This window comes from Streptomyces sp. NWU339, from assembly GCF_003143855.1.
In the GTDB taxonomy this organism is placed as follows: Bacteria; Actinomycetota; Actinomycetes; order Streptomycetales; family Streptomycetaceae; genus Streptomyces.
The window spans coordinates 12801-35189 of record NZ_QFRK01000024.1 but is presented as its reverse complement, the minus strand read 5'-3'; the positions used below and the strand labels follow the sequence as shown (position 1 = coordinate 35189).

General features: G+C 70.1%; 15 protein-coding genes, 2 tRNA genes and 2 pseudogenes. 10 read left to right on the top strand and 9 right to left on the bottom strand.

Annotated elements, in window-relative coordinates:
• Nucleotides 1–86 precede the first annotated feature (86 nt).
• Together DIZ27_RS25605 and DIZ27_RS25600 are read left to right on the top strand one after the other, a co-directional pair.
• The gene (locus DIZ27_RS25605) at nucleotides 87–860 is read left to right on the top strand and encodes an IclR family transcriptional regulator (RefSeq protein ID WP_109380811.1); all 774 of its coding nucleotides are present in this window, start codon (nucleotides 87–89) and stop codon (nucleotides 858–860) included.
• Between the two features lie 122 nt (nucleotides 861–982).
• Nucleotides 983–1056 (top strand) — tRNA-Lys (locus tag DIZ27_RS25600).
• A 69-nt stretch (nucleotides 1057–1125) separates the two neighbouring features.
• Here DIZ27_RS25600 and DIZ27_RS25595 read toward each other — a convergent pair.
• The 3 genes from DIZ27_RS25595 to DIZ27_RS25585 form a co-directional block, all read right to left on the bottom strand.
• Complete coding sequence (locus tag DIZ27_RS25595) at nucleotides 1126–1731, bottom strand: lytic polysaccharide monooxygenase (RefSeq protein WP_109380810.1); 606 nt, start codon at nucleotides 1729–1731, stop codon at nucleotides 1126–1128.
• A 170-nt stretch (nucleotides 1732–1901) separates the two neighbouring features.
• Nucleotides 1902–3074, bottom strand: a complete 1173-nt coding sequence (locus tag DIZ27_RS25590) for an SPFH domain-containing protein (protein WP_109380809.1) — start codon at nucleotides 3072–3074, stop codon at nucleotides 1902–1904.
• Nucleotides 3075–3171: 97 nt separating this feature from the next.
• Entirely contained in the window at nucleotides 3172–4509 is a 1338-nt protein-coding gene (locus DIZ27_RS25585; protein ID WP_109380808.1) for a peptidoglycan-binding protein, read from the bottom strand.
• 234 nt (nucleotides 4510–4743) lie between these two features.
• Between DIZ27_RS25585 and DIZ27_RS25580 the strand changes: the two genes are divergently transcribed.
• From DIZ27_RS25580 to DIZ27_RS25570, 3 genes are all read left to right on the top strand, one after another.
• Nucleotides 4744–4817 (top strand) — tRNA-Lys (locus DIZ27_RS25580).
• A 498-nt stretch (nucleotides 4818–5315) separates the two neighbouring features.
• Nucleotides 5316–7379 (top strand): glycosyltransferase family 2 protein, encoded by a 2064-nt coding sequence (locus tag DIZ27_RS25575; RefSeq protein ID WP_109380807.1) that lies wholly within the window; start codon nucleotides 5316–5318, stop codon nucleotides 7377–7379.
• On the top strand, nucleotides 7376–9316 hold the full coding sequence (locus DIZ27_RS25570) for a kelch motif-containing protein (protein WP_109380806.1): 1941 nt from the start codon (nucleotides 7376–7378) through the stop codon (nucleotides 9314–9316). The genes DIZ27_RS25575 and DIZ27_RS25570 overlap by 4 nt, the downstream gene beginning before the upstream one ends.
• Before the next feature lie 102 nt (nucleotides 9317–9418).
• Here DIZ27_RS25570 and DIZ27_RS25565 read toward each other — a convergent pair whose 3' ends face one another.
• From DIZ27_RS25565 to DIZ27_RS25555, 3 genes are all read right to left on the bottom strand, one after another.
• Entirely contained in the window at nucleotides 9419–10459 is a 1041-nt protein-coding gene (locus DIZ27_RS25565) for a glycoside hydrolase family 6 protein (protein ID WP_109380805.1), read from the bottom strand.
• 148 nt (nucleotides 10460–10607) lie between these two features.
• Entirely contained in the window at nucleotides 10608–11324 is a 717-nt protein-coding gene (locus tag DIZ27_RS25560) for a class F sortase (protein WP_109380804.1), read from the bottom strand.
• 8 nt (nucleotides 11325–11332) lie between these two features.
• Nucleotides 11333–11881 carry a hypothetical protein gene (locus DIZ27_RS25555; RefSeq protein WP_109380803.1) on the bottom strand — a complete coding sequence of 183 codons (549 nt, stop codon included), beginning with the start codon at nucleotides 11879–11881 and terminating at the stop codon, nucleotides 11333–11335.
• 398 nt (nucleotides 11882–12279) lie between these two features.
• Here DIZ27_RS25555 and DIZ27_RS25550 point away from each other — a divergent pair, with 398 nt between their 5' ends.
• A complete protein-coding gene (locus DIZ27_RS25550) occupies nucleotides 12280–13059 on the top strand; it encodes an HAD-IIA family hydrolase (protein ID WP_109380802.1) in 780 nt (259 codons plus the stop codon).
• Between the two features lie 7 nt (nucleotides 13060–13066).
• On the opposite strand, the gene DIZ27_RS25545 is transcribed toward DIZ27_RS25550, so the two are convergent.
• Both DIZ27_RS25545 and DIZ27_RS25540 read right to left on the bottom strand, forming a co-directional pair.
• Nucleotides 13067–13777, bottom strand: a complete 711-nt coding sequence (locus tag DIZ27_RS25545; protein WP_109380801.1) for a hypothetical protein — start codon at nucleotides 13775–13777, stop codon at nucleotides 13067–13069.
• Nucleotides 13778–13897: 120 nt separating this feature from the next.
• On the bottom strand, nucleotides 13898–15061 hold the full coding sequence (locus tag DIZ27_RS25540) for an ROK family transcriptional regulator (protein WP_109380800.1): 1164 nt from the start codon (nucleotides 15059–15061) through the stop codon (nucleotides 13898–13900).
• Nucleotides 15062–15137: 76 nt separating this feature from the next.
• Between DIZ27_RS25540 and DIZ27_RS25535 the strand changes: the two genes are divergently transcribed.
• The 3 genes and pseudogenes from DIZ27_RS25535 to DIZ27_RS25525 form a co-directional block, all read left to right on the top strand.
• A complete protein-coding gene (locus tag DIZ27_RS25535; RefSeq protein WP_109380799.1) occupies nucleotides 15138–16211 on the top strand; it encodes a Gfo/Idh/MocA family oxidoreductase in 1074 nt (357 codons plus the stop codon).
• A gap of 53 nt (nucleotides 16212–16264) precedes the next feature.
• Nucleotides 16265–16729: a heme-degrading domain-containing protein gene (locus DIZ27_RS25530; RefSeq protein ID WP_109380798.1), complete on the top strand. Its 465-nt coding sequence runs from the start codon at nucleotides 16265–16267 to the stop codon at nucleotides 16727–16729.
• Nucleotides 16730–17034: 305 nt separating this feature from the next.
• Nucleotides 17035–17151, top strand: a pseudogene (locus DIZ27_RS25525) (IS5/IS1182 family transposase); the annotation flags it as partial.
• A gap of 392 nt (nucleotides 17152–17543) precedes the next feature.
• Here the strand turns inward: DIZ27_RS25525 and DIZ27_RS25520 are convergent.
• A pseudogene (locus DIZ27_RS25520) lies at nucleotides 17544–20526 on the bottom strand (nitrate- and nitrite sensing domain-containing protein); the annotation flags it as partial.
• 609 nt (nucleotides 20527–21135) lie between these two features.
• On the opposite strand from DIZ27_RS25520, the gene DIZ27_RS25515 reads away from it, so the two are divergent.
• Nucleotides 21136–22326 carry a GH25 family lysozyme gene (locus tag DIZ27_RS25515; protein WP_109380797.1) on the top strand — a complete coding sequence of 397 codons (1191 nt, stop codon included), beginning with the start codon at nucleotides 21136–21138 and terminating at the stop codon, nucleotides 22324–22326.
• The last annotated feature ends 63 nt before the right edge of the window (nucleotides 22327–22389 follow it).

Genomic DNA, 22389 nt, shown 5'->3' with positions numbered 1-22389 from the left:
CCGCTCCGGCAGAGCCGCTTGACGGTTATCGTGGAGAGGATTCGCTGACCGGATTGCGGCCCCACAAGCGAGCGCAGGGGGAAACCGTGGCGCTGAAGCACAAGCCGACCGCTCCGTACCACTCGGTCCAGGACGCGCTGCGCGTCCTGGACACGGTGGCGCGGCACACCACCGGAATCACCGACACCGAACTCGCCCGCGAGAGCGGCCTGGGCCGGGAGCGACTGACCACGCTCCTGCCGATGCTGCGCCGCGAGGCCTACGTCGAACAGGGCGCCGACGGCGCGTACGTCGCCGGTGAGGCGTTCGCCCGCCTCGGCTCGGCCCAGGAACACGAGGAGGCCCTGCGCGACAAGCTCCAGCGCACCCTGGACCGGCTCCGCGACTCCGTCGGCGCCGCCGTCTACATGAGCCGGTACGTGGACGGCGAGGTCGAGGTCACCCAGTACGCCGACGGGCCGGCCACCCCGAAGGTCAACGAGTGGGTCGACTTCCGTGATGCGGCGCACGCCACCGCGCTCGGCAAGAGCCTGCTGACCCAGCTCGACCACAACGGCCGGCGCGAGCACCTCGCCCGGCACCGGACGGTGCGGCTCACCTCGCGCACCGTCACCAGCGACAGGCTGCTGCTCTCCCAGCTGGCGGCACACCCGCCCACGGTGCCGGTGCTGGACCTCCAGGAGTACGCGATCGGCACGGTCTGCGCGGCCGTCCCGATCACCGCCGGCTCCTCGGTGGGCTGCCTGGCCCTGTCCCTGCCCGTCGAGCACGCCCACCGCCTGCGCCACGCCGCCGGCACCCTCAACCGCAACGCGGCGCCGGTGCTGCTGTCGCTGACGATCTGCGGTCTCTCCTCCTGATCACGTCGACAGCACACCGACATCACACCGACCGCGGCGGTCGCCGCCGCGGTCGGAGCACACCCCGGGACCGGGTATTATTTTCTAGTCGCCGACCGCGGGAAGCGGACGGCGGGAGTCATGCGCCGCTAGCTCAGTTGGTTAGAGCAGCTGACTCTTAATCAGCGGGTCCGGGGTTCGAGTCCCTGGCGGCGCACGGTGAAGGGCCTCTCGTGGAAGCGGGAGGCCCTTCGACGTGTCCGGCGCCGGGCCCCGGAAGGTGACGTCAGAAGGTGACGTCCGAGCAGGCGTAGAACGCGTTGCTCGTGTCGGCGACCGTCCACACCGCGAGGATGACGTGGCGCCCGCTCAGCCCGGACGGCAGGGTGCCGCTGTGCGAGAGGGTCTGCGGCGGGCGCTGCCCGTTGTAGGGCACCTTCAGGAACGGGGTGAGGTTGAGGTCGGACCGGGCCAGGTTGTGGTTCTGGTTCCAGCCCGGCTTGGTGATGTAGTACGAGAAGTCACTGGTGGCGTGCATGGCCGTGAACTGCCACCGGAAGGTGTAGTTCTGGCCGCCCGTCACCCTGGTCGTCGGCCAGGCGCCGCCCGAGGGCGTCTTCGGGCTGTCGAGCTGGGCGAACGGCGTGTTGTTGGCCGAACAGAGCCGGCCGTCGGCGGGGCCGGAGGCGGGGAAGCCCTTGGGGCCCTCGACGCTCTGCGGCTCCCACTGGATGGCGCCGCAGTTGGTCACACTGCCGTTCTGGCAGAGCTTCTGCCTGCTGATGGGCAGATCGGTGTAGCCGTGGCCGCTGGCACCGCCGGAGGAGAGCACGAGCGCTCCGGTCGTGGCCAGTCCCACCGCGGCTGCGTACAGCTTGGTCCGTGTGCGCATGCTGCCGCTCCTGGAGAACGTGGGGGAGTTTCACTGAGCCGTGCAAGTAGGTCTAGACCAAGGCTCAGATTATGACCACGAGTTGAACATGTCCATACCAATAGCGGAACCGGTTCCGCTTCCCCGGCACACGGGCCCGTAGGCCGCCGACCACCGGCCCGCCCGCCGGCCTACGGCCCCGTCTCCCCCCGTCCCGCGCAGAACGCCACCGTCAGGTCCTTCACCAGCATCTTGCGTTCGTAGTCGTCCAGATCCACCAGCCCCCGCGTGGTCAGCCGGGTCACCGTGTCCTCCACCGAGTCCACGACCGAGGTGAGCACGCTCGCCCGGTGCTGGGCGTCCAGCACGGCGATCCGGCGCCGGTGCATGACGGCGGCCACCTCGGGGGCGTACTCCACCCGGACCGGCCGCACCGAGAACACCTCGATCCCGACGGGCGCGGCGTCCGTCGCCACCAGCCGGGTCAGCGCGTCCTGCACCGTGTCCGGCGCGCCCCGCACCGCGCCCGGCGCCTCCATCGGGACCCGGAGCAGCGCCGCCTCGACACACTCTCGTACGTATGTCTCGTGGTCCTCGACGCCCAGCGTCGCCCGCACGGTGTCCCGCACCCGCCACACCACCAGGACCACCACCCGCAGCGCCACCCCGCTGTGGTCGGCCGCCTGCATCGGCTCGCTGCGCCAGTGCCGCAGCCGCACGTCGACCCGGCGGCGCAGCAGCAGCGGGTTCACCCACAGCAGACCGGTCCGCCGGACGCTCCCCCGGTAGCGGCCGAACAGACCGAGCACCCAGGCCCGCCCGGTCCGGCCGCGCGCCAGCCCGCCGAACCCGAACAGGCCGAGGGCCCCGGCGGTCGCGTACCCCGCCCACTGCGCGGGCCCGAGCCCTGCGGCTCCCGGGTACTCCGGGAGCCCGAGGGCACCGGCCGCCAGGGGCGGCAGTACGCCCGCCCACCAGGACGTGGCCACGCACCCGGCCGCCCCGCACACCCCGGCGAGCACCCCCGCACCGCCGGGCAGCACCCGGGCGGGCCGCTCCACCAGCTCGGGGTCGACCGGCGGCAGGGGCCGTTCGGCGACCGGACGGCCGAGCCGCGGCTGCTCCCCCGTCCCCTGCCGGCGCCCCACCACCACGGGACGCAGCCGCACCGGCACCGGGTCGGGCCCGTCGCGGAAGAGCAGATGGACGGGGATCTCGGTGGTGGCCTCGTTGCGGATGACCCGCGCGGACCGGCCCCTCGCCGGGCCCCCGGCTCCGGGGGGCGGTGGTCCGGGGGTGGGTGGTCCGGGGACGGGTGATTCGGGGACGGGCGATTCAGGGGTGTGGGAAGTGATCGTGGTCATGCGTGTCTCCAGCCTCCGCGCCAGATGCGTCACATCGAAGAACCCTCCGGACCGTGACGGAGCCCGCAGGGGTTGGTCGCGGCGAGCGACCCTCGGGTTACGAGAAGAGCCGCCGCCAGGTCTCCGGCCCCGGCAGGCCGTCCGCGGCACCGCCGCGCCAGCCCTGGGCGCGCTGGAACTCCTCGACGTTGCGCCGGTCCGCCTCGCTCCAGCCCGGGCCCGGCCCCGTGACGTAGTGGCGGCCGAACCCCTTCCGCACCAGTTGCTGCCCCAGCCGGGTGACATGGCCGTTGACCGCGCCCGGCCGGAACGCCGCCTGACCCGGGTAGCCCGGCACCCCGTGCGAGTCCTCGGCGGCCGGGATGTCCCTGCCCCCGCCGGTCAGCAGCAGTTCCCAGGTCAGCGGCCCCGGCAGGCCGTCCGCCGCGGCTCCCTGCCAGCCCTGGGCCTGCTGGAACGCCAGGACCGCCGCGCGGTCCGCGTCCGTCCAGCGCGGTCCGGGGCCGGTGGCGTAGAAACGGGCGCCACCGCGGTCGACGAGCAGGCGGCCGAGCTCGGTGACGTGCGGATTGTTCGCGCCGGGGCCGAAATGGGCCGTTCCGGGAAACGGTTTCCGGGCCTGGGTGGTCTCGCTCACGCCCTTGGCCCCCGCCGTACCGCCGGTCACGCCCTTGTACCGGTACGGGACGTAGCTCGCGGAGTTGTTCCAGTAGGCGTACGGGGTGGTCCGCTGGAGGGTGTGCGGAGGAGTCTGCTCGTAGGCCGCATAAGTGGTACGCGCGCCGTCCGTCCAGCCGCCGAAGAGAACGACGTGGGAGCCGCCGTAGGGATCGGACGCGTTGTGGAAGAGCAGCATGTCCCCCGGCTGGAGTTCGTCCTTGCTGATTCTCTCCGCGTACTGCCCGAGGCTGCCGGTCCACTCGTTTCCGGGCAGGTTCCAGGCCATCGAGACATAGCCCGAACAGTCCTGCCGGTATCCGTCGGACCAGAACGCGGTCATGTCGTACGGGACTTTCTGGGCGACCCATCTCCTGGCCCGTTCGATGATGTCCGCGCGGGTGATCGCGCGCGTCGTCGCCGGGATCGAGGGGTCCGCGGGATCGGCCGGCCGGCCGACGGGGCCGTACAGCGGAGCCCTCGGTCCCTGCGGGGTGGCGGGCTCGTCACCCGCGGGGACGCCCGGGGCGCCGGGCCGCTCGGCGGTGCGGGGGGCGGCCAGGGCGGGGGCGGCCTGCGCGGCGACCACCGCCGAGGCCGCGGCGGCCACCACGAGGGGGCGGAACGCCGCCGGGCGGGCGACCGAGCCGCCGGCCGGCGCATACGCGAGGACGCGCCGCCGGTGCACACAGCCGGGGCAGCCGCAGTCGCCCGCGGGCTCGAACTCCTCGAACACCGGGGGTCCCGTGCGATTCCCCTCACACGTCCCGTCACACATCCGGCCACACGGCCGGTGAAATGCCTCACGTCTGTGCACGAAGGTCAGCTTCTCAACTGTGCCCGGGACGCGCATTCTGACGGCCCGAAGGATGTACGCGTCATGGTCCAGGTGGCGGATCCCGCCGGACACGGGCCCGGGGCCGAGGCCTCGCAGGACCGCACCGGCCACGCCGGGACGGAGGCGGCGGTCGGGAGCACCCCGTCCGGTCCGGTAGAGTTGTCGCGTCAGTGAGCGCCGCTAGCTCAGTTGGTTAGAGCAGCTGACTCTTAATCAGCGGGTCCGGGGTTCGAGTCCCTGGCGGCGCACCGACGCAACGGGCTCCTCGTGATCGAGGGGCCCGTTGCCTTTGGCCGGATACCCCCTCGCGCCCGCCGAGGGACATGTCTTGAACGGAACGCCCTCACCACACGTATGGAGCCACTGGAACCACGTGGGGAACAGGCCCCCCGCCGGACCACCTCAGAGGCCACCATGGGCGCGTATGACCGGCGTGCACCTGTTTTCACACCTTGCGATCATGATGGACACGGTACAACCTGGGTTCTTCATCATGCCGCGCATTCGCGGCTGTTGGAGGGCGGGGTACCGGTTGCGGACGGTACGGGGTGAGAGGTCCCGTTTCACGGAGCGCCGCCGACGAGAGCATCATGCAACCGAAAGAACGCCGTGCCGTGTCTATATGGTGTGGGTGACGTGGTGACAGCGGGCCACCATTGACACACCCGGGACGGTCGAGGGGGACCGGACGCGGGCGGCAGCAAGCGACGAAACACACGGCGGGGCCGTGTGTGGGGGGATGATTCATGACGTCGACGCCGACTGGCGCCCAAGGGGACAACGACCCGTCCCAGACCACCCAGCTCAGGGTGCCTGCGCATCGGACCGGAAACACGGGCGCGTTCCGGCGGATCAAGAAGACGCTGCCGAGATACGACTACGAGCATTACAGCCGGCTCTCGGGTCCCCTCACCCAGCCCGATCCGAACAGACCCTACAAAGTGCAGTACCGCTCGCTGATCTCGCAGGAGCCGCACCGCATCCGCATCGCGCTGATGCTGGCCGCGGCCCCGCTGCTGTCGCTGGTGCTGCTGGTGTGGCTGCTGCAGCCCGCGCACTGGACGGAGCGGGACTACCCGGCGTTCGACTGGCTGCCCGCCCTCGACATGGTGATGCTCGTCTCGATCGGGCTGATCGAGTTCTTCCGCTGCATGAACGTGCTGTCGAACGCGCACGCCACCCTGGTCGCCCGCGACCCGGTCCCGGTGGTGCCGGAGACCGGCACCCGGGTCGCCTTCCTCACCTCCTTCGTGCCCGGCAAGGAGCCGCTGGAGATGGTGACGAAGACCCTGGAGGCGGCGGTGAAGATCCGCCACCGGGGCGTCATGCACGTCTGGCTGCTCGACGAGGGCGACGATCCCGAGGTGAAGGAGGTGTGCGCGCGTCTGGGCGTGCACCACTTCTCCCGCAAGGGCGTCGCGAAGTGGAACCAGAAGAAGGGCCCGCACCGCGCCAAGACCAAGCACGGCAACTACAACGCCTGGCTGGACGCGCACGGAGACGACTACGACTTCTTCGCCTCGGTGGACACCGACCACGTGCCGCTGCCGAACTACCTGGAGCGGATGCTCGGCTTCTTCCGCGACCCGGACGTCGGCTTCGTCATCGGCCCGCAGGTCTACGGCAACTACGACAACTTCGTCACCAAGGCCGCCGAGTCGCAGCAGTTCCTCTTCCACGCGCTGATCCAGCGGGCCGGCAACCGCTACGGCTCACCGATGTTCGTGGGCACCTCGAACGCCGTGCGCATCAAGGCGCTCAAGCAGATCGGCGGTCTGTACGACTCGATCACCGAGGACATGGCGACCGGCTTCGAGATGCACCGCGCCAAGAACCCGGCGACGGGGAAGAAGTGGCGCTCGGTCTACACCCCGGACGTGCTCGCGGTCGGTGAGGGCCCCAACGCCTGGACGGACTTCTTCACCCAGCAGATGCGCTGGTCGCGAGGGACGTACGAGACGATCCTCAAGCAGTACTGGAAGGGCTGGTACTCGCTCCCGCCGAGCAAGCTCTTCAACTACACCATGATGATCATCTTCTACCCGATGTCGGCCCTGAACTGGATCCTGGCGGCGCTGAGCTGTGCGCTGTTCCTGGGCCTGGGCGCCTCTGGTGTGAACATCGACCCCGCGGTCTGGCTGATGCTCTACGGCAACGCCTCCGCGCTGCAGATCGGCCTCTACATCTGGAACCGCCGCCACAACGTCTCCCCGCACGAGCCGGAGGGCTCCGGCGGTGTGGCCGGCATGGTGATGTCCGCGCTGTCGGCGCCGCTCTACGCGAAGGCACTGATCGACTCCGTGCTGCGCAAGAAGAGCAAGTTCGTGGTCACCCCGAAGGGCGACTCGGCCAGCCCGGACACCTGGTTCGGCACCTTCCGGTACCACTGGTACTTCATCCTGATCTTCGGTGGCTCCATCGCCGCCGGATTCGTCTACGGACACTCGCACCCGGCCATGATCATCTGGGCGACGTTCGCCCTGCTCATCACGGCCGCGCCCATGTTCGCCTGGCGCCACGGCATGCGCCAGGACAGGAAGAAGCCCGGAGCGCACGCCGCGGGCCGGGCACAGGACTCCGTACCGGAGCCCCAGACACAGCAGCTGCCACAGATGCCGCAGCAGCACCACGGACACCACGCGCCCCACGCCCCGCAGGGCCGGCCCAGCTGGGCCGGCGCCCACGGCGGACCGGGAGCGCAGAGTGGGCCGGGGGGACCGGGCGGGCCAGGAGGTACCGGGGGCTACCACCCCGGTGACGACCAGACGATGCAGATCGCCCTTGGTGGACTTGGGGGACGTAAGGAATGAACGACCGTGCAGGCCGCCGTCGCGCCCGTCGGATCGCGATAGGCACGGCGGTGGTACTCGCGCTGGCCGGAATGAACGGGCCGTGGCTGTACCGCTTCGGGACCGAGAAATACCACCAGTACAAGATCAACAAGCCGGAGTACAAGGCGGAGAACGGCCGCTGGGAAATCGTCGAGTTCCCGGAGGAGTACCGCCAGAACACCATCCACGCGGCGCTGCTGCACACCGGCAAGGTGCTGCTCGTCGCGGGTTCCGGCAACAACAAGGACAACTTCGACGCCAAGAAGTACGACACGCGGATCTGGGACCCGGTCAAGAAGACCATCAAGAAGGTGCCGACGCCGAGCGACCTGTTCTGCACCGGCCACACCCAGCTCGCCAACGGCAACCTGCTGATCGCCGGCGGCACCAAGCGGTACGAGAAGCTCAAGGGTGACGTGACGAAGGCGGGCGGCCTGATGGTCGTCCACAACGAGAACCCGGACAAGCCGATCACCCTGCCGGCGGGCACCAGGTTCGTCGGCAAGGAGAACGGCAAGACCTTCGTCTCGAAGGACCCGGTGCTCGTCCCGCGCGCCAAGAAGAACTTCGACAAGGAGACCGGCGAGTTCCTGGGCAACACCCCGGGCTACGGCCGCACCTACGTCGAGGCGCAGAAGGAGGGTGCCAAGTACGAGACCGGCACCCAGGACAACTACACCGTGCAGGGTCTGACCGGCGAGGACGCGCGCAACACGTACGGCATCGCCGAGAAGCTCGCCCTGGACAAGAAGGACTTCCAGGGCATCGACGACGCCTTCGAGTTCGACCCGGTGGCGGAGAAGTACATCAAGGTCGACCCGATGAAGGAGGCCCGCTGGTACCCGACGCTCACCACCCTGAGCGACGGCAAGATCCTCAGCGTCTCCGGCCTCGACGACATCGGCCAGCTGGTCCCGGGCAAGAACGAGATCTACGATCCCGAGACCAAGAAGTGGACCTACACGGACAAGATCCGTCAGTTCCCGACCTACCCGGCGCTGTTCCTGATGCAGAACGGCAAGGTCTTCTACTCGGGTTCGAACGCGGGCTACGGACCGGCCGACGAGGGCCGTGAGCCGGGCGTCTGGGACGTGGAGACCAACAAGTTCGACAAGATCCCCGGGCTGAGCGACCCCGACATGATGGAGACGTCCGGCACGGTGCTGCTGCCGCCGGCGCAGGACGAGAAGTACATGGTGATCGGCGGCGGCGGCGTCGGCGAGTCCAGGAAGGCCAGCGAGAAGACCCGGATCGTCGACCTCAAGGCCGACGAACCGCGCTTCGTGGACGGCCCCTCCCTGGACAAGGGAACCCGCTACCCGCAGTACTCGATCCTGCCCGACGACAACATCCTGGTCTCGGGCGGCTCGGAGGACTACCGGGGCCGCAGCGACTCCAACATCCTCGAGGCGCGGATCTACGACACGGCGGAGAACGAGTTCAAGCGCGTCGCCGATCCGCTGGTGGGCCGCAACTACCACGCCGGCTCGATCCTGCTGCCCGACGGCCGCGTGATGTTCTTCGGCTCGGACTCGCTCTACGGCGACAAGGCCAACACCAAGCCCGGCAAGTTCGAACAGCGCATCGAGATCTACACACCGCCGTACCTGTACGGCAAGACCGGGCAGCCCGAGCTGACGGGCGGTCCGAAGACCGTCGAGCGCGGCGGCTCCGCCACGTTCACCTCGAAGGACGCCGGGTCGATCAAGAACGTCCGGCTGATCCGGCCGAGCGCCTCGACCCACGTCACCGACATCGACCAGCGCTCCATCGCCCTGGACTTCGAGGCCGACGGCGACAAGCTGGAGGTGACGGTTCCCAAGAGCCGGAACCTGGTCCAGGCGGGCTGGTACATGCTGTTCGCCACCGATGCGGACGGCACGCCCAGCAAGGCGCAGTGGGTACAGGTGCCCTGACGCCAGGCAGGTCAGGGAAAGGGGGCGTCCTCCACCGTGGAGGACGCCCCCTTTCCCTGTCTCCTGTTCATCGCCGCGTGCGCCGCGTGCGCCGCGGCACGGTCAGTCGCCGTCGCCGGCCTCGGCGAGCTTCACCGCGTAGTCCTCCCACCACTCGCCGGCCTTCGGACCGCCCTTGCACTCGCCGTCCGACTCGCCGGGCCGCTTCACCCACAGGTACGCGTCCACCAGCGGGTCCGCGGTCTCGGTCGTCGGGGTCTCGCCGAGGGCGCGGCCGGGCGGGTTGCACCAGCGCTCGTCCGCGTCGCCCTGCGTGTAGGGGCCGTTGCCGTTGCGGCTGGTGTCGATGACGAAGGGCTTGTCGCCGACCTTGGCGGAGAGCTTCTTGCCGTAGGCGATGGAGTCCTCGGTGGAGTAGAAGTTGGAGACGTTCACCGAGAAGCCGTCGGCCTTGTCGAGGCCCGCCCACTTGAGCGGCTCGTGGATCTGGTCGGGGCTGCCCCAGCCGGCGTTGCCCGCATCCAGGTACACCGTGGTGTTCTTCAGGCCCGCGAGCTTGTCAATGGCGCCGCCGAGGAGGTCGTAGCGCTCCTCGTGGAACTTCTCCGGCGTGCAGCCGTCCACCAGGTGGAGCACCGCGTCGGGCTCCAGGATCACGGTCGCCGCGCGGTCCCCGATGCCCTTGGCCACGCCGTCGATGAAGGAGCGGTAGGCGTCGCCGTCGGCGGCACCGCCCTGCGAGTACTGGCCGCAGTCCCGGTGCGGGATGTTGTAGAGGACGAGCAGCGCGGTGCGGCCCGCCTTGTCGGCGGCCTCGGTGAAGCCGCGAGTCTGCTCCTCCGGGTTCTCCGGGCTGATCCATTCGGCGGTGGGCTGCTCCGCGATCTTGCGGACCTGCTCGGCCTCCGCCTTCTTGCCGTCCTTCTCCAGGTCGGCCATCTGCTGTGCGGCGTTGCCCTGCGGGTTGACCCAGAAGGGGCTGGCGTCCTTCGGCTGCTGCGTGATCGCCGCGTCGGACCCCTTGCCGGATTCGCCCCCCTCGTCATCGCCGGAGGAACAGCCCGTGATCAGCAGCACCGCCCCCAGTACCGCTGCCGACGCCCGCCTCCCGGCGAACGCCCCGACCCCCCTACTGCCGTACATCCAACCCCCCTTGGGTGCACTCGTTCCAAGCCTTCCGAGCCCCAATCCTGACATACGCCCCGCGGCACCCATGAGGCCGAGCCCGTCTTGTCCGCGACCTGTTACAGCCGCTGTGGTACGGCCGGGTGGACGGGTGGGGAGCCGGTCGTCAGGTGGTGGTGTCCGTCAGGTACGCCGAGACGATCACGTTGGCCGTGTAGCGGTGGCGTGCCTCGTCGAAGCTGCCGCCGCAGGTGACGAGGCGCAGTTCGGCCCGGCCGGAGCGGCGGGGCCCATAGGCCTGCCGGGCGTCGAAGCCGTCCCGGGGGAGGACCTGGATGTCCTCGACGGTGAACTCGGCGACCTCGGCGTCCGCGCGGACCACCCGGATCTTCTGGCCGGGCCGCAGCGTACTGACCTTGTAGAACACGGCGGGCCGGGTCTCGGTGTCGACGTGCCCCACCACCAGCGCGGTGCCGGACGCCCCGGGCGTCACCCCGTCCGCGTACCAGCCGACCGTGCCCGGCCGGTCGAACGGCGGCGGGTCGAGCGCGCCCCGCCCGTCCAGCCCACGGGCCACCACCGGCGCCCGGACGTCCAGGCCGGGTATGTCCAGGCGCTGCGGCGGTGCCTCGCCCAGCGGCCGGTGGGCGGGCGGGAGCTCCACCCGGGGCGGGCGGCCGGCCGCCGCCATGTCACCCGTGGCGGGTCCGGACACGCCGGGGCGCAGGTCGGTTCCCTCGCGGCCCCACAGCCAGAGCCCGAGCAGCAGGGCCACCCAGGCCACCCCGGTGAACAGCCGCCCGACACCGGACGGGCTCTGGTTCTGATCTTGGCCTTGGTTCTGGTTCTGGTTCTGGTTCTGGTTCTGATGATGATCGGACATCGCCGGCCTCAGTGCGTTCCGCGGTCCCGCCGGACGCGGCTGCGTACGACGGCCGCCGTCGCGGCGGCGGCGAGGAACAGTCCGGTCACCGTCTGAGCCGTGCCCGGCCCCTCCTCGGACTCGTCGGCGGCGACGACGGTCCGGGCGGCTCCCCCGCCACCCGCGTCCACGGGGGCGACGGGCGAGGCGGGAGGCGATTCGGCCGTACCGCCGGGCTGCTTGCGGGCGGGGGCGACGGTGATCGTGCCCTTGCGGGCGCTCTCACCGCAGTCGACCCGCACGGGGTACGTCCCCGTGGTGAGCGTGGAGCGGACCTTGCTCTCCCCGACGAGTACGCCGTCGGCGACGGTGAGCCGGACCTCGGAGACGAACGCCGAGGACACCGCGACCGCGGTCCGCTCGGCGCACTCCGCCACCTCGAGGGTGACGTCGGCGCCGGGGGCAGGGGTCGCCGGTGTCACCGACACCCCGCCCGCGCCGTCCGCCGCGTACGCCGCCGGGGTGAGCGCGGTGGCCGCCAGGACGCCGGTACAGAGAGCGCGTCGCACAGGACCCATCGTGCACCTCCAGACACCGGGAGCGTCCCCCGTCGAATACGGCACCGCATTCTCAAGGATGCGGAGATTACTCCGTACGGGTGATGGACGAGGTAAGGCGGGAGGGCACGCCCAAGAGGGAGCCAGCCCTCGGAGAGAGCGGGTTCGGTACGGATGGCGGCGGCACACAGAAAATTAGGTCCGGGCCCTGCCGCCATCGTCCGTGAGTGGGAGACGTACACCGTGGAGATGAAGCGGCGGGAGATGGCACGGAGCATCGAGGCTGTGGTGATCGTCCCCCGGTCGACCTTGCTGCTGGGCTTCCGGGGGTCTCATCTGCTGTCAGGGTGATCCCGGCACAGGAGCGACTGCATAGCATGAGTCATCCCATGGTTTACGTACGGTAGGAGTCCATCCCCATGACAGAGCGCAAGCCCATTGAATCGTGGCTCACCGACATGGATGGGGTGCTGATGCATGAAGGGGTCCCGGTGCCCGGGGCGGACGCCTTCATCAGGAAGCTGCGCGACTCGGGGCGACCGTTCCTCGTCCTCACCAATAACTCGATCTACACGGCCCGGGACCTGCACGCACGCCTGAACCGGATCGGGCTCGACGTGCCGGTCGAGAACATCTGGACCTCCGCTTTGGCCACGGCAACCTTCTTGGACACGCAGCACCCCGGAGGTACGGCCTACGTCATCGGCGAGGCAGGCCTGACGACGGCCCTGCACGACGCGGGCTACGTCATGACCGATACCGACCCCGATTTCGTGATCCTGGGTGAGACTCGTACTTACTCATTCGAGGCTCTGACGAAGGCCATCCGTCTGATCGACAGCGGAGCCCGGTTCATCGCCACCAACCCGGACAACACCGGACCGTCTCCCGAGGGAGCACTGCCCGCAACGGGTTCCGTGGCTGCGCTGATCACGAAAGCCACAGGGAAGGAGCCGTACTTTGTGGGTAAGCCGAACCCTCTGATGATGCGAACCGGCCTCAACGTCATCGGCGCGCACTCGGAGACCAGTGCCATGATCGGCGACCGGATGGACACGGATGTGCTGGCCGGGCTCGAAGCCGGAATGGCGACCTTCCTCGTCCTCACGGGACTGACGGCGAAGGGCGACATCGACCAGTACCCGTATCGACCGACCAGAATCGTGGAGTCGATCGCGGACCTGGTGGACCTCGTCTGAGACGGTCTCAGCGGCGCCGACGGGCCGGCGCCCTCGTCAGTCCCCCAGTGAGCAGGGCCACCGCGGCAACGGTCAGGAGCGGCCCGGCGGTGCCGACACCGGTACGGGCGAGCTCTTCGGGGCCGGTGGCACCGGCTTCCTTGCCGGACGCCGGCTCGATCCGGAACCGGTAGTCGTCCGACTGCCCGACCCAGTCGCCGTCGTCCTCGCGCCGCTGGACGACGGCGGCCTTGGCGACGACCTCGCCCGCCACGGCGTCGGACGTGAGCGCGAGCCGTACCTGCACGGTGAAGGTCCGGCCGGGCTCGACGGTGAACCCCGCGAAGCCCGCGTACTCGTCGACGAAGGCGCCGACGAGTTCGTCCTCGTCGGTGGTCTCGAAGCGGACGGGGTGCGGCTGTTCCCGGTCCGGCGCGTAGAACTCCAGCACCGGCTGCGAGGCCCGCAACTCCCGCTTCTCGTCGACGAGTACGACGACCGGATGGATGTCGCCGCAGGAGCGGTCGGTGGTGTTGGTGAGCTGGAGGTACCAGGTGCCGTAGCCGCCGCCGGCCGTGTAGGTGTCCGGGCCGCCGTGGATACGGGCGGTGAGGGGGAAGTCGGCGTCGTCCTCGGCGGCGCAGGTCGGCGGCGGTGCTTCCGTCCGGGCCTGGGCCGCGGTGGGAAGAACGGCGGCCAGCACCGCCAGGAAGAGGGACGCGGGTGTGCGGAGTCGCATGCCGTATGACCTTGCCGATCGGCGGGCGGACACCACGGCGACACGCCCGAACACCCCCGCACGGCCCCACGATTCCCCCCGCTCGGAGCAGCGCACCCCCTCCGCCCCCCTGCTTTCCGGTTACCCGTCCCCCCGTCCGAACACCGGCGCCAGTACCGACTGGGCCGCCCCCTCGGCGACCCCGCCCCCGGAGGCGACCCGTACCGGCACGGCCGTGTCCCCCGTGCGCCGGGCCCGGGTGTCCAGCACCGCGCGTACTCCCCGCACGAACGCCTCCGGGGCGGCCTCGATCGTGCGGCCGCCGAGCAGGACGCGGTCGATGTCGAGCAGGCCCACCAGGTTCGCCGCGCCGACGCCCAGCACCCGCGCCGCCTCGTCCGTGTCGCCCCGCGCCACGGCGGCCAGGCACAGCGCCTCGACGCAGCCGCGGTCGCCGCAACCGCAGCGCGGCCCGTCCAACTGGACGACCTGGTGTCCGAACTCCCCCGCCCCGGTCCGCGGCCCCCGGTGCACGCTGCCACCGATCACCAACCCGGCCCCGAGCCCCGTACCGAGGTGCAGATAGGCGAAGGAGCCGCCCTCGCCGTCGACGGCCAGGCCCAGCGCCGCCGCGTTGGTGTCCTTGTCGACGACGACCGGCACGCCGAGCCGTTCCGACAGCGCGTCCCGCAGCGGGTACCCGTCCCACTCGGGAAACCCGGTCACCCGGTGCAGCACGCCCCGGGCGTGGTCGAGCGGCCCGGGCAGGGCGACTCCGGCACCCAGCAGGGCGGGCCGGGGCGGCACCCGTACGCCGGTGCCGGCTCCGTCCCCGGCGGTCCCGTCCTTGGCGGTCCACAGCCCCTCGACGACTCCCGCCACCCCGGCGAGTACCGCCTCCGCCCCCGCCCCCAGGTCCAGGGGGGCGCTCCGCTCCCCCACGACCGTCCCGTCGAGGTCGACCAGGACGGCCCGCAGTTCGTCCCGGTCCAGGTGCACGCCCACCGCGTGCCCCGCCTCCGGCACCAGCCGCAGCACCGTCCGGGGCTTGCCCCCGGTGGAGGCCCGGCGTCCCGCGTCCGCCGCGAGCCCCTCCGCCCGCAGCCGGGCGGTGATCTTGCTGACCGCCTGCGGGGTGAGACCGGTCCGCTCGGCGAGCTCCAGCCGGCTGATGCCCTCCGCCCCGGCGGTCCGCAGCAGGTCGAGCACGAGCGCGGCGTTGTGGCTGCGCAGGGCGAGCAGATTGACCCCGCCCGTCGCGCCCGGCACGACCGCCGTACCGGTCGTCCCCGCCCCGCCCCGCATACCGCCGTACGTCCTGTTCACCCGCCCATTCTCCCCCGTGCTTGCACTTTGGCAACAGCGTTGCGAAAGTAGGGGCATGACTGGCACTCCCCTCCGCGTCGGCCTCGTCGGCTACGGCCTCGCGGGCTCCGTGTTCCACGCCCCGCTGATCGCCGCGACCGAGGGCCTCGCGCTCGACACGGTGGTCACCTCGAACCCCGAGCGGCAGCAGCAGGCCCGCGCCGAGTTCCCGGACGTCCGCCTCGCGGCGACGCCGGACGAGCTGTTCGAGCGCGCCGCCGAGCTGGACCTGATCGTCGTCGCGTCGCCGAACAGGACGCACGTCCCGCTCGCCACCACCGCCCTGAAGGCCGGTCTGCCGGTCGTCGTCGACAAGCCCGTCGCCGGCACGGCCGCCGAGGCCCGTGAGCTGGCGGCGCTCGCCGAGGAGAGCGGTCTGCTCCTCTCCGTCTTCCAGAACCGCCGCTGGGACAACGACTTCCTCACCCTGCGCAAACTGGTGTCCGAGGGCACACTCGGCGATGTGTACCGGTTCGAGTCCCGTTTCGAGCGCTGGCGGCCGCAGCTCAAGGGCGGCTGGCGCGAGTCCGGCGACCCCGCGGAGATCGGCGGTCTGCTCTACGACCTCGGCAGCCATGTCGTCGACCAGGCCCTGGTCCTCTTCGGCCCGGTGGCCTCCGTTTACGCCGAGGTGGACATCCGCCGCGAGGGCGCGCGCACCGACGACGACACCTTCATCGCCCTCACCCACGCGAGCGGCGTCCGCTCCCACCTCTACGTCTCCGCGACCACGGCCCAGCTCGGCCCGCGCTTCCGCGTCCTGGGCTCGAAGGCGGGCTACGTCAAGCATGGCCTCGACCCCCAGGAGGCCGCCCTGCGCGACGGCCTGCGCCCCGGCGCCGGTTCCGACTGGGGCACCGAGCCGGAGGAGCTGTGGGGCCGCGTCGGTTCCGGGGAGTCCCCGGTGACCGGCGGCGGGCGCCCCGAGCCGACCCTCCCCGGCGACTACCCCGCCTACTACACGGCCGTGGCGAAGGCCCTCCGGGAGGCCGGCCCCAACCCGGTGACCGCGCGCGAGGCCGCCGCCGCCCTGGACGTCCTGGAGGCGGCCCGGCGCTCGGCCGACGAGAAAGTGACGGTGACACTGTGACCCGACCCGAACCCGCCCCCCGCGAGGAAGAGGCGACTGCGGGAACACCGAGCGTGGAAGAGCCGAGCCTGGAAGAACTGGAGGCGCAGGAACGCCGCCTGGTCTTCCAGCAGTTCAGTTACGAGGACGCCTGGGAACTGGGCTCGTTCCTCGTCGACCTGGCCCGGGTGCGCGACGCCCCCGTCGCCATCGACATCCACCGCGCGGGCCAGCAGCTCTTCCACGCCGCCCTCCCCGGTTCCAGCCCCGACAACGACGCCTGGATCGCCCGCAAGCGCCGGGTCGTCGAGCGGTACGGCTCCGCGTCGTACCTGGTGGGCGCCCGGCACCGGGCCAAGGGCACGACGTTCGAGGAGTCCTCGCGCCTGGACCCCGACACCTACGCGGCCCACGGGGGTTCGTTCCCGATCACCGTCGAGGGCGTCGGCGTGATCGGCGCGGTGACCGTCTCGGGCCTCCCCCAACTCCAGGACCACCAGCTCGTGGTGGAAGCACTGGAACACTTCCTGGCCGACTGATGCCCGTCCTCGCCAGTGAGGCGGTCGTCGGTCTTCGCGCGGGGCGGAGACGGTGAAGTCCGGCTGATTCATCGGGTTGGCGGTACTGAGCCGTTTTCGGCCTTCGTTTGAGCAGGCGAGGTGAAGAATGAGGACGGATCGTGGATTTCGAGGAGTCCGCCCGCCCCGTCGACGACGACGGCACCTTCCGAGACTTCTGAGTCGCTGACCGTCAAGCGGCGTCGGACTGCCGGCGAAAGGGGGCGTCCGCCCCAGCGGGCACCCTTCTCGCTGCAGATGAGAGCGCATTCCTTGCGCTGGGCGGCGAGCAGGCCATGGCCACTCTCAAGGGCCGGCGCCTGCTGCGGAAACTCCGCTGCAGCACCCACCGCATCACCGGCATCGTGAAGACTTTTCTCGTTCTTCACCACGCGTCAGCGTGAGATGGAAAAGCACTCACTTTTTACCGGACCTTCCCATCATCCACACAATGAGGAACCCCGCGAACAACATGACGACGAAGAACACATACACGAGAGTCATGACTTCATCCCCTTTCATGTCTCCGAAGCGGAACCGCTTCGTGTGTACACGCCCGATGCCAGGCCTGTCGCCGGCCAAAACGAATGTGCGGAAGTCCAGCCTCGATCTTGCATGACGGTCTGTCGACGGAGTCGGCGGACCGTTTTGCTTTCTGTGGCTGATGGCGGGCAGGCCGACGGCCCGGTTGTCGCATCCAATGGGCGCCGGGTTCCACTTCTCCGGGTCGGGTGGTGCTGTCGTCGGGACGGAGAAGGTGTTGTCAGGTTGAGCCGGTGGCCTTGGGGTCGGAATGGTCGTCGGGTTTGTCGATCACCAGGGGGCGGCCGCCCTGCGGAGTGTGCTCCGCCGCGCCCTCGACCGGATCGGCCTTCGGGACCCGGCGCGGCAGGCCGGAGGCGGTAACCCCGCCGACCTTCGGCCGCTTGAGCCGCTCCGCCCGCTCCTGGCGCTCGTCATTGGCCGAGCGCAGGTCGTTCTCTTCCCCACCGAGCGGGGAGTCGTGGCCTGCGCGCCGACTGCGGCGGCTCCTACCGGCCCCCTCGATGGGTGGCATCGTCGGGCCCTGCCGCGCTGTTCCGGCGAGGAAGGCCGACGTCGGTCACCTCGTGGACGGTGCTCGGGACAGCCGGAGGCGGGAACCCTGCGTGTTCCGCGGCCGATTCGGCTCCTCCCGGACCGGTTGCCGCTTCCGTGCCGGACGTGGACATGTACGCGTTGCCGTAGCCGCTCGAGTCCTGCCACTCGCCCCGATGCGACGGTTCGCCCCGGCCGGTGTAGGCGTCCGGCGTGGGAGGCCGCTGTTCCCGGTAGCCGTCGGCCGGGTAGCCGTCGCCGTGGTGGCCGTTCTGTACGGGGACGTACTGACCGTCGTGGGCGAGCCGTCCTTCATGGCCGGTGCGGTCGCCATGGCCGCCGGCCCCTTCGTGGCTTTCCCTGTCGCCGTAGTCGGCCGCACTGCCGTCATGGGCAGACCGAGCGCCGTACGCACCCGCCTGGGCATCGAACACAGGGGCAGGGTGACCGGGCTGCCGGCCCTGATACGGACCGGGCTCCTGGTACGCGGAGGGCTGCCTGGCCTCTTCGCGGAACGCCGGACGACCTCCGCCCCTCTGGTTCTGCGTCGCCTCCAGAGCCGCACGCAGCTCCTCGCGCAGCAACGAACGCCCGACCGGGTCGAGTTCCCGGAGGTCCTGCGGCCCGTCGGCGGTGTAGCGACTGTCGTCGAAGCCGAGTTCGGCCGCCGTCCGCTGGGGAGGAGCCTCGTGGGACTGCTGTTCCGGGATGATGGAGGCGACGGTGAATTCCGCGCCCCCCATGACCTGATCGCCGCCGCCACCATGAGTGATCGCCTCCGGCAGCATGACCAGCGACGTCGTGCCGGCCTGCTCGCCGGAGGGGCGCAGCTGGACGCGAATCCCGTGACGGCCGGAGAGCCGGCCGACGACGTACAGTCCCATGTGCTGCGAGATCTCCGCGTCCACGATCGGCGGTTTCGCCAAACGGTGGTTGATGTCCGCGAAGTCCTCGGGGGTGAGGCCGATGCCCTTGTCGTGTATCTCGATCATGATCCGGCCGTCGGGCAGGCGCGTCGCGGCGACGAGGACCTTGTTCTGGGGCGAGGAGAACGTGGTGGCGTTCTCCATCAGCTCGGCGAGCAGGTGCACGAGGTCCGACACGGCGCGGCCGTGGATCTCCGCCTCCGGCACACCCGCGAGTTCGACGCGCTCGTACTGTTCCACCTCGGAGGCGGCGGCGCGGAGGACGTCGACCAGCGGGATCGGCTGGTCCCAGCGGCGGCCGGGCTCCTCGCCCGCGAGGACGAGGAGGTTCTCTCCGTTGCGGCGCATCCGGGTCGCGAGGTGGTCCAGCTTGAAGAGGTGTTCCAGCTGGTCCGGATCGGCCTCGTTGTTCTCCAGATCCGTGATGAGGGTCAACTGCCCCTCGATCAGGGACTGGTTGCGGCGCGACAGATTGGTGAAGATCGCGTTGACGTTGCCCCGCAACAGTGCCTGCTCGGCAGCGAGGCGGACCGCCTCGCGGTGCACCTGGTCGAACGCGCGGGCGACCTCGCCGATTTCGTCGGTCGTCGTGATCGGGATGGGCTCGACCCGGGTGTCGACCCGGCCCGGATCCGTGCGGGAGAGCTGGTCGACGAGCATCGGCAGCCGCTGCTCCGCGACGTCGAGGGCGGCCGACCGCAGCCGGAGCATGGAGCGGCTCATCTGCCGGGCCATGAGTCCGGCGATGAAGGAGGTGACGAGCAGACCGACCAGGACGACGGTCGCCGTGGCGATGGCCTCACGATTCGCCTCGCCGTCGAGGTCGGAGGTCCTTTTCACGGCATTGTCGATGAGCTCCGTCTCGATGGTCCTGTAAGCCTCGAACTCGGCAGTGGTGGTGGCCCACCACGACTCGGGGGTGACAGCCTGCGCGGCCAGTGTCGCCCTGGTGGCGTCCGGCGCGGCTAGGAGCGCGAGGGCCTTGTCGGGGGCCGGCGGGGCCACGGACTCCTCACCGTTCGCCTTCGCTTCGGCCGCGGCTTCCTCCGCCCTGGTCCCGGCCTCGGCCTTGAGCTGCCTCTGCGCCTCCTCCAGCGCGGTGATGTCCTCCTCCCTGCCGCCCGAGAGGTACTCGTGGGTGGCGATCCCCTCGAGATAGGCGTACGAGGTCAGAGCGACGCGTTGTTCGGCGGCATCCGCGGCGTCCGGCCCGTTGACCAGAAGGTGCATACCGATGGCGCGCTGAAGGGAGATCGCGCTCTTGGACATCGAGATGGCGTAGAGGGTGCGGCCGTACCCGGTGACGTCGGTGGTGCCCGGACCGAGTTCGTTGGAGAGCTCCAGCAGGGGGTGCTGAAGGGCGAGGTATCCCTCTTCGGTCTCGACGCCCTTGAGAGCGCCGGTGTAAGCGGCGGCGCGGAGGTCATCGAGCTTCGATTCCTGCTCGAGGAAGGCGTCGAGGCGGCGGTTGAGGGTTTCCGTTTCCGGCGCGTCCTCCACCACGGCGTGGAAGTCCTCGGCCGCCTTGTCGGTGGCCACACGGGCTTCGACGACGCGCTGGTCGTCCTTGGCCGCGCGCAGCAGGGGCTCGACGGACACGTCGCGCTCTTCCTGCAGGCGGTGGCCGTAGACGAAAGCCGCCTCGACCACGCGGGCGGTCTTCCCCGCGGTGACCGCCGCCTGCCAGTCGCGGAACGATCCCTGGATCTGGACCGTCCCCATCACCAGACAGACCACTACCGGCAGGAACAGGATCGCGTTGAGCCGGGTGGGCATGCGCCAGTTCCCGGGGGTGAATCGGCTTGTGCTGCCCTTGGGCGTGTCCTCACCAGTGACCTGCGTGGGCGATTCCGCGGCCCGCGGTGGAGAGGTGAATTGTCCCCCCGGCCGCGATGCGTGGCTCGTCGTTTTCCGCCTCACTCGACCAACAACCTCTCGATGGCGGCACATGACGTATGCCGTTGATGTGTCCAGGCCCGCGCAGCAGGGCAGTTCGGCGCATTCCAGCACGTCGGTCCGCGCTCTTTCAAACAAGGCGTCGACCGGTTACTCCGGACATTAACGCCCGAGGCATTCCGGGCGTTAAGAAGGTGCCGTCAAATTGTCTATCAGCCACCCTGTCTCATGGACAACTCGACAACACCTTCCTAGGTGTTCTCCCAGTACCCTCCGCGATTCGCCACGGTGCGCGGCGATTTAACACCCAATGCGCGTAGGCAAATTTTGCCGAGGGTACTGCCAACCGCCTTGTGATTCCGTGATGATCGCCTCTGCATCCGGCGGCGAAAGTGACCCGCCGGTACCCCACGCCACGTCAACTCCCCTCCCTGGAACGGCCCGAGAAGGCCGTCCGAGAAGACGTGCGTCACTGGAGGAAGAAAAGGTATGCGCACCACTTTCGCGGGCGTGTCCGTACGGGCCGCCGTGGTCGGCACGGCGACCGCCGTCGCCCTCGGTCTGACCGGCACCACCCCGGCCCAGGCCGCCTACCCGAGCAGTTACGGCGTCAAGGGCATCGACACCAGCCGTTGGAACCACAGCTCGGCGATCAACTGGAACAGCGTCGCCGCCTCGGGCCAGAAGTTCGTGTTCCACAAGGCGTCCCAGAGCACCGGTTGGGTCGACCCCTACTTCAACCAGGACTTCAAGGCCTCCGCCGCCGCAGGGCTGATGAACTCCGGTTACCACTTCTACGCGGAAGGCACCGGCAGCGCCCAGGCCGACCACTTCATCAGGACCCTGCGCACCGCCGGCTACACCGGCAAGGCCGCCGGCCAGCTGCCCCCGGTCATCGACCTGGAGCACCACAACGGCGCGTGCCCGGCCTACGCCACCACCACGCACATCAGCACCTTCATCAACAAGATCAAGTCGTCCTTCGGGGTCGCCCCGATCGTCTACACCTCCAAGTGGTTCGTCGACGACTGCCTGAAGGGCAACGGCAGCGTCTTCTCCACCACCCCGCTGTGGCAGCCGCGTTACCAGAGCGGCTCCAACGAGCCGGCCGCCCTCCCCGGCGCGAACCGCTCCTGGTCCTTCTGGCAGCACAGCGAGACCGGTTCGGTCTCCGGCATCAGCGGCAACGTCGACCTCAACGTCTACCGCGGCACGCTCACCCAGCTGCGCGCCATGGCCAACATCGGCACCGGCACCACCCCGGCTCCCGCCCCGCTGCCGTCCTGGCCGGTCCTGAAGTACGGCGCCACCGGAGTGGACGTCAGGGCACTGCAGTACCTGCTCAACGCCCGCGGCCACGCCACCACCGTGGACAGCAGCTACGGCCCGGCCACGCAGAGCCAGGTCACCGCTTTCCAGCGCGCCAACGGGCTGGCCGCCGACGGCATCACCGGACCGGCCACCTGGTCCAAGCTGATCGTCACCGTCCAGAGCGGTGCCACGGGCAGCGCGGTCAAGGCCGTCCAGACGGAGCTGAACTCCAAGGGCTACTCGCTGACCGTCGACGGCAGCTTCGGCCCGGCGACCCTCTCCGCGGTGAAGTCGTTCCAGTCCTCCAAGGGCCTCGCCGTCGACGGAAGCGTCGGCCCGGCCACCTGGCAGACCCTCGTAGGCAGCTGACCGCCCGACGGACAGGGCCACGGCCCTCGCACCCGTCGGCCGGGAACGACGGCCCGCGCCCTC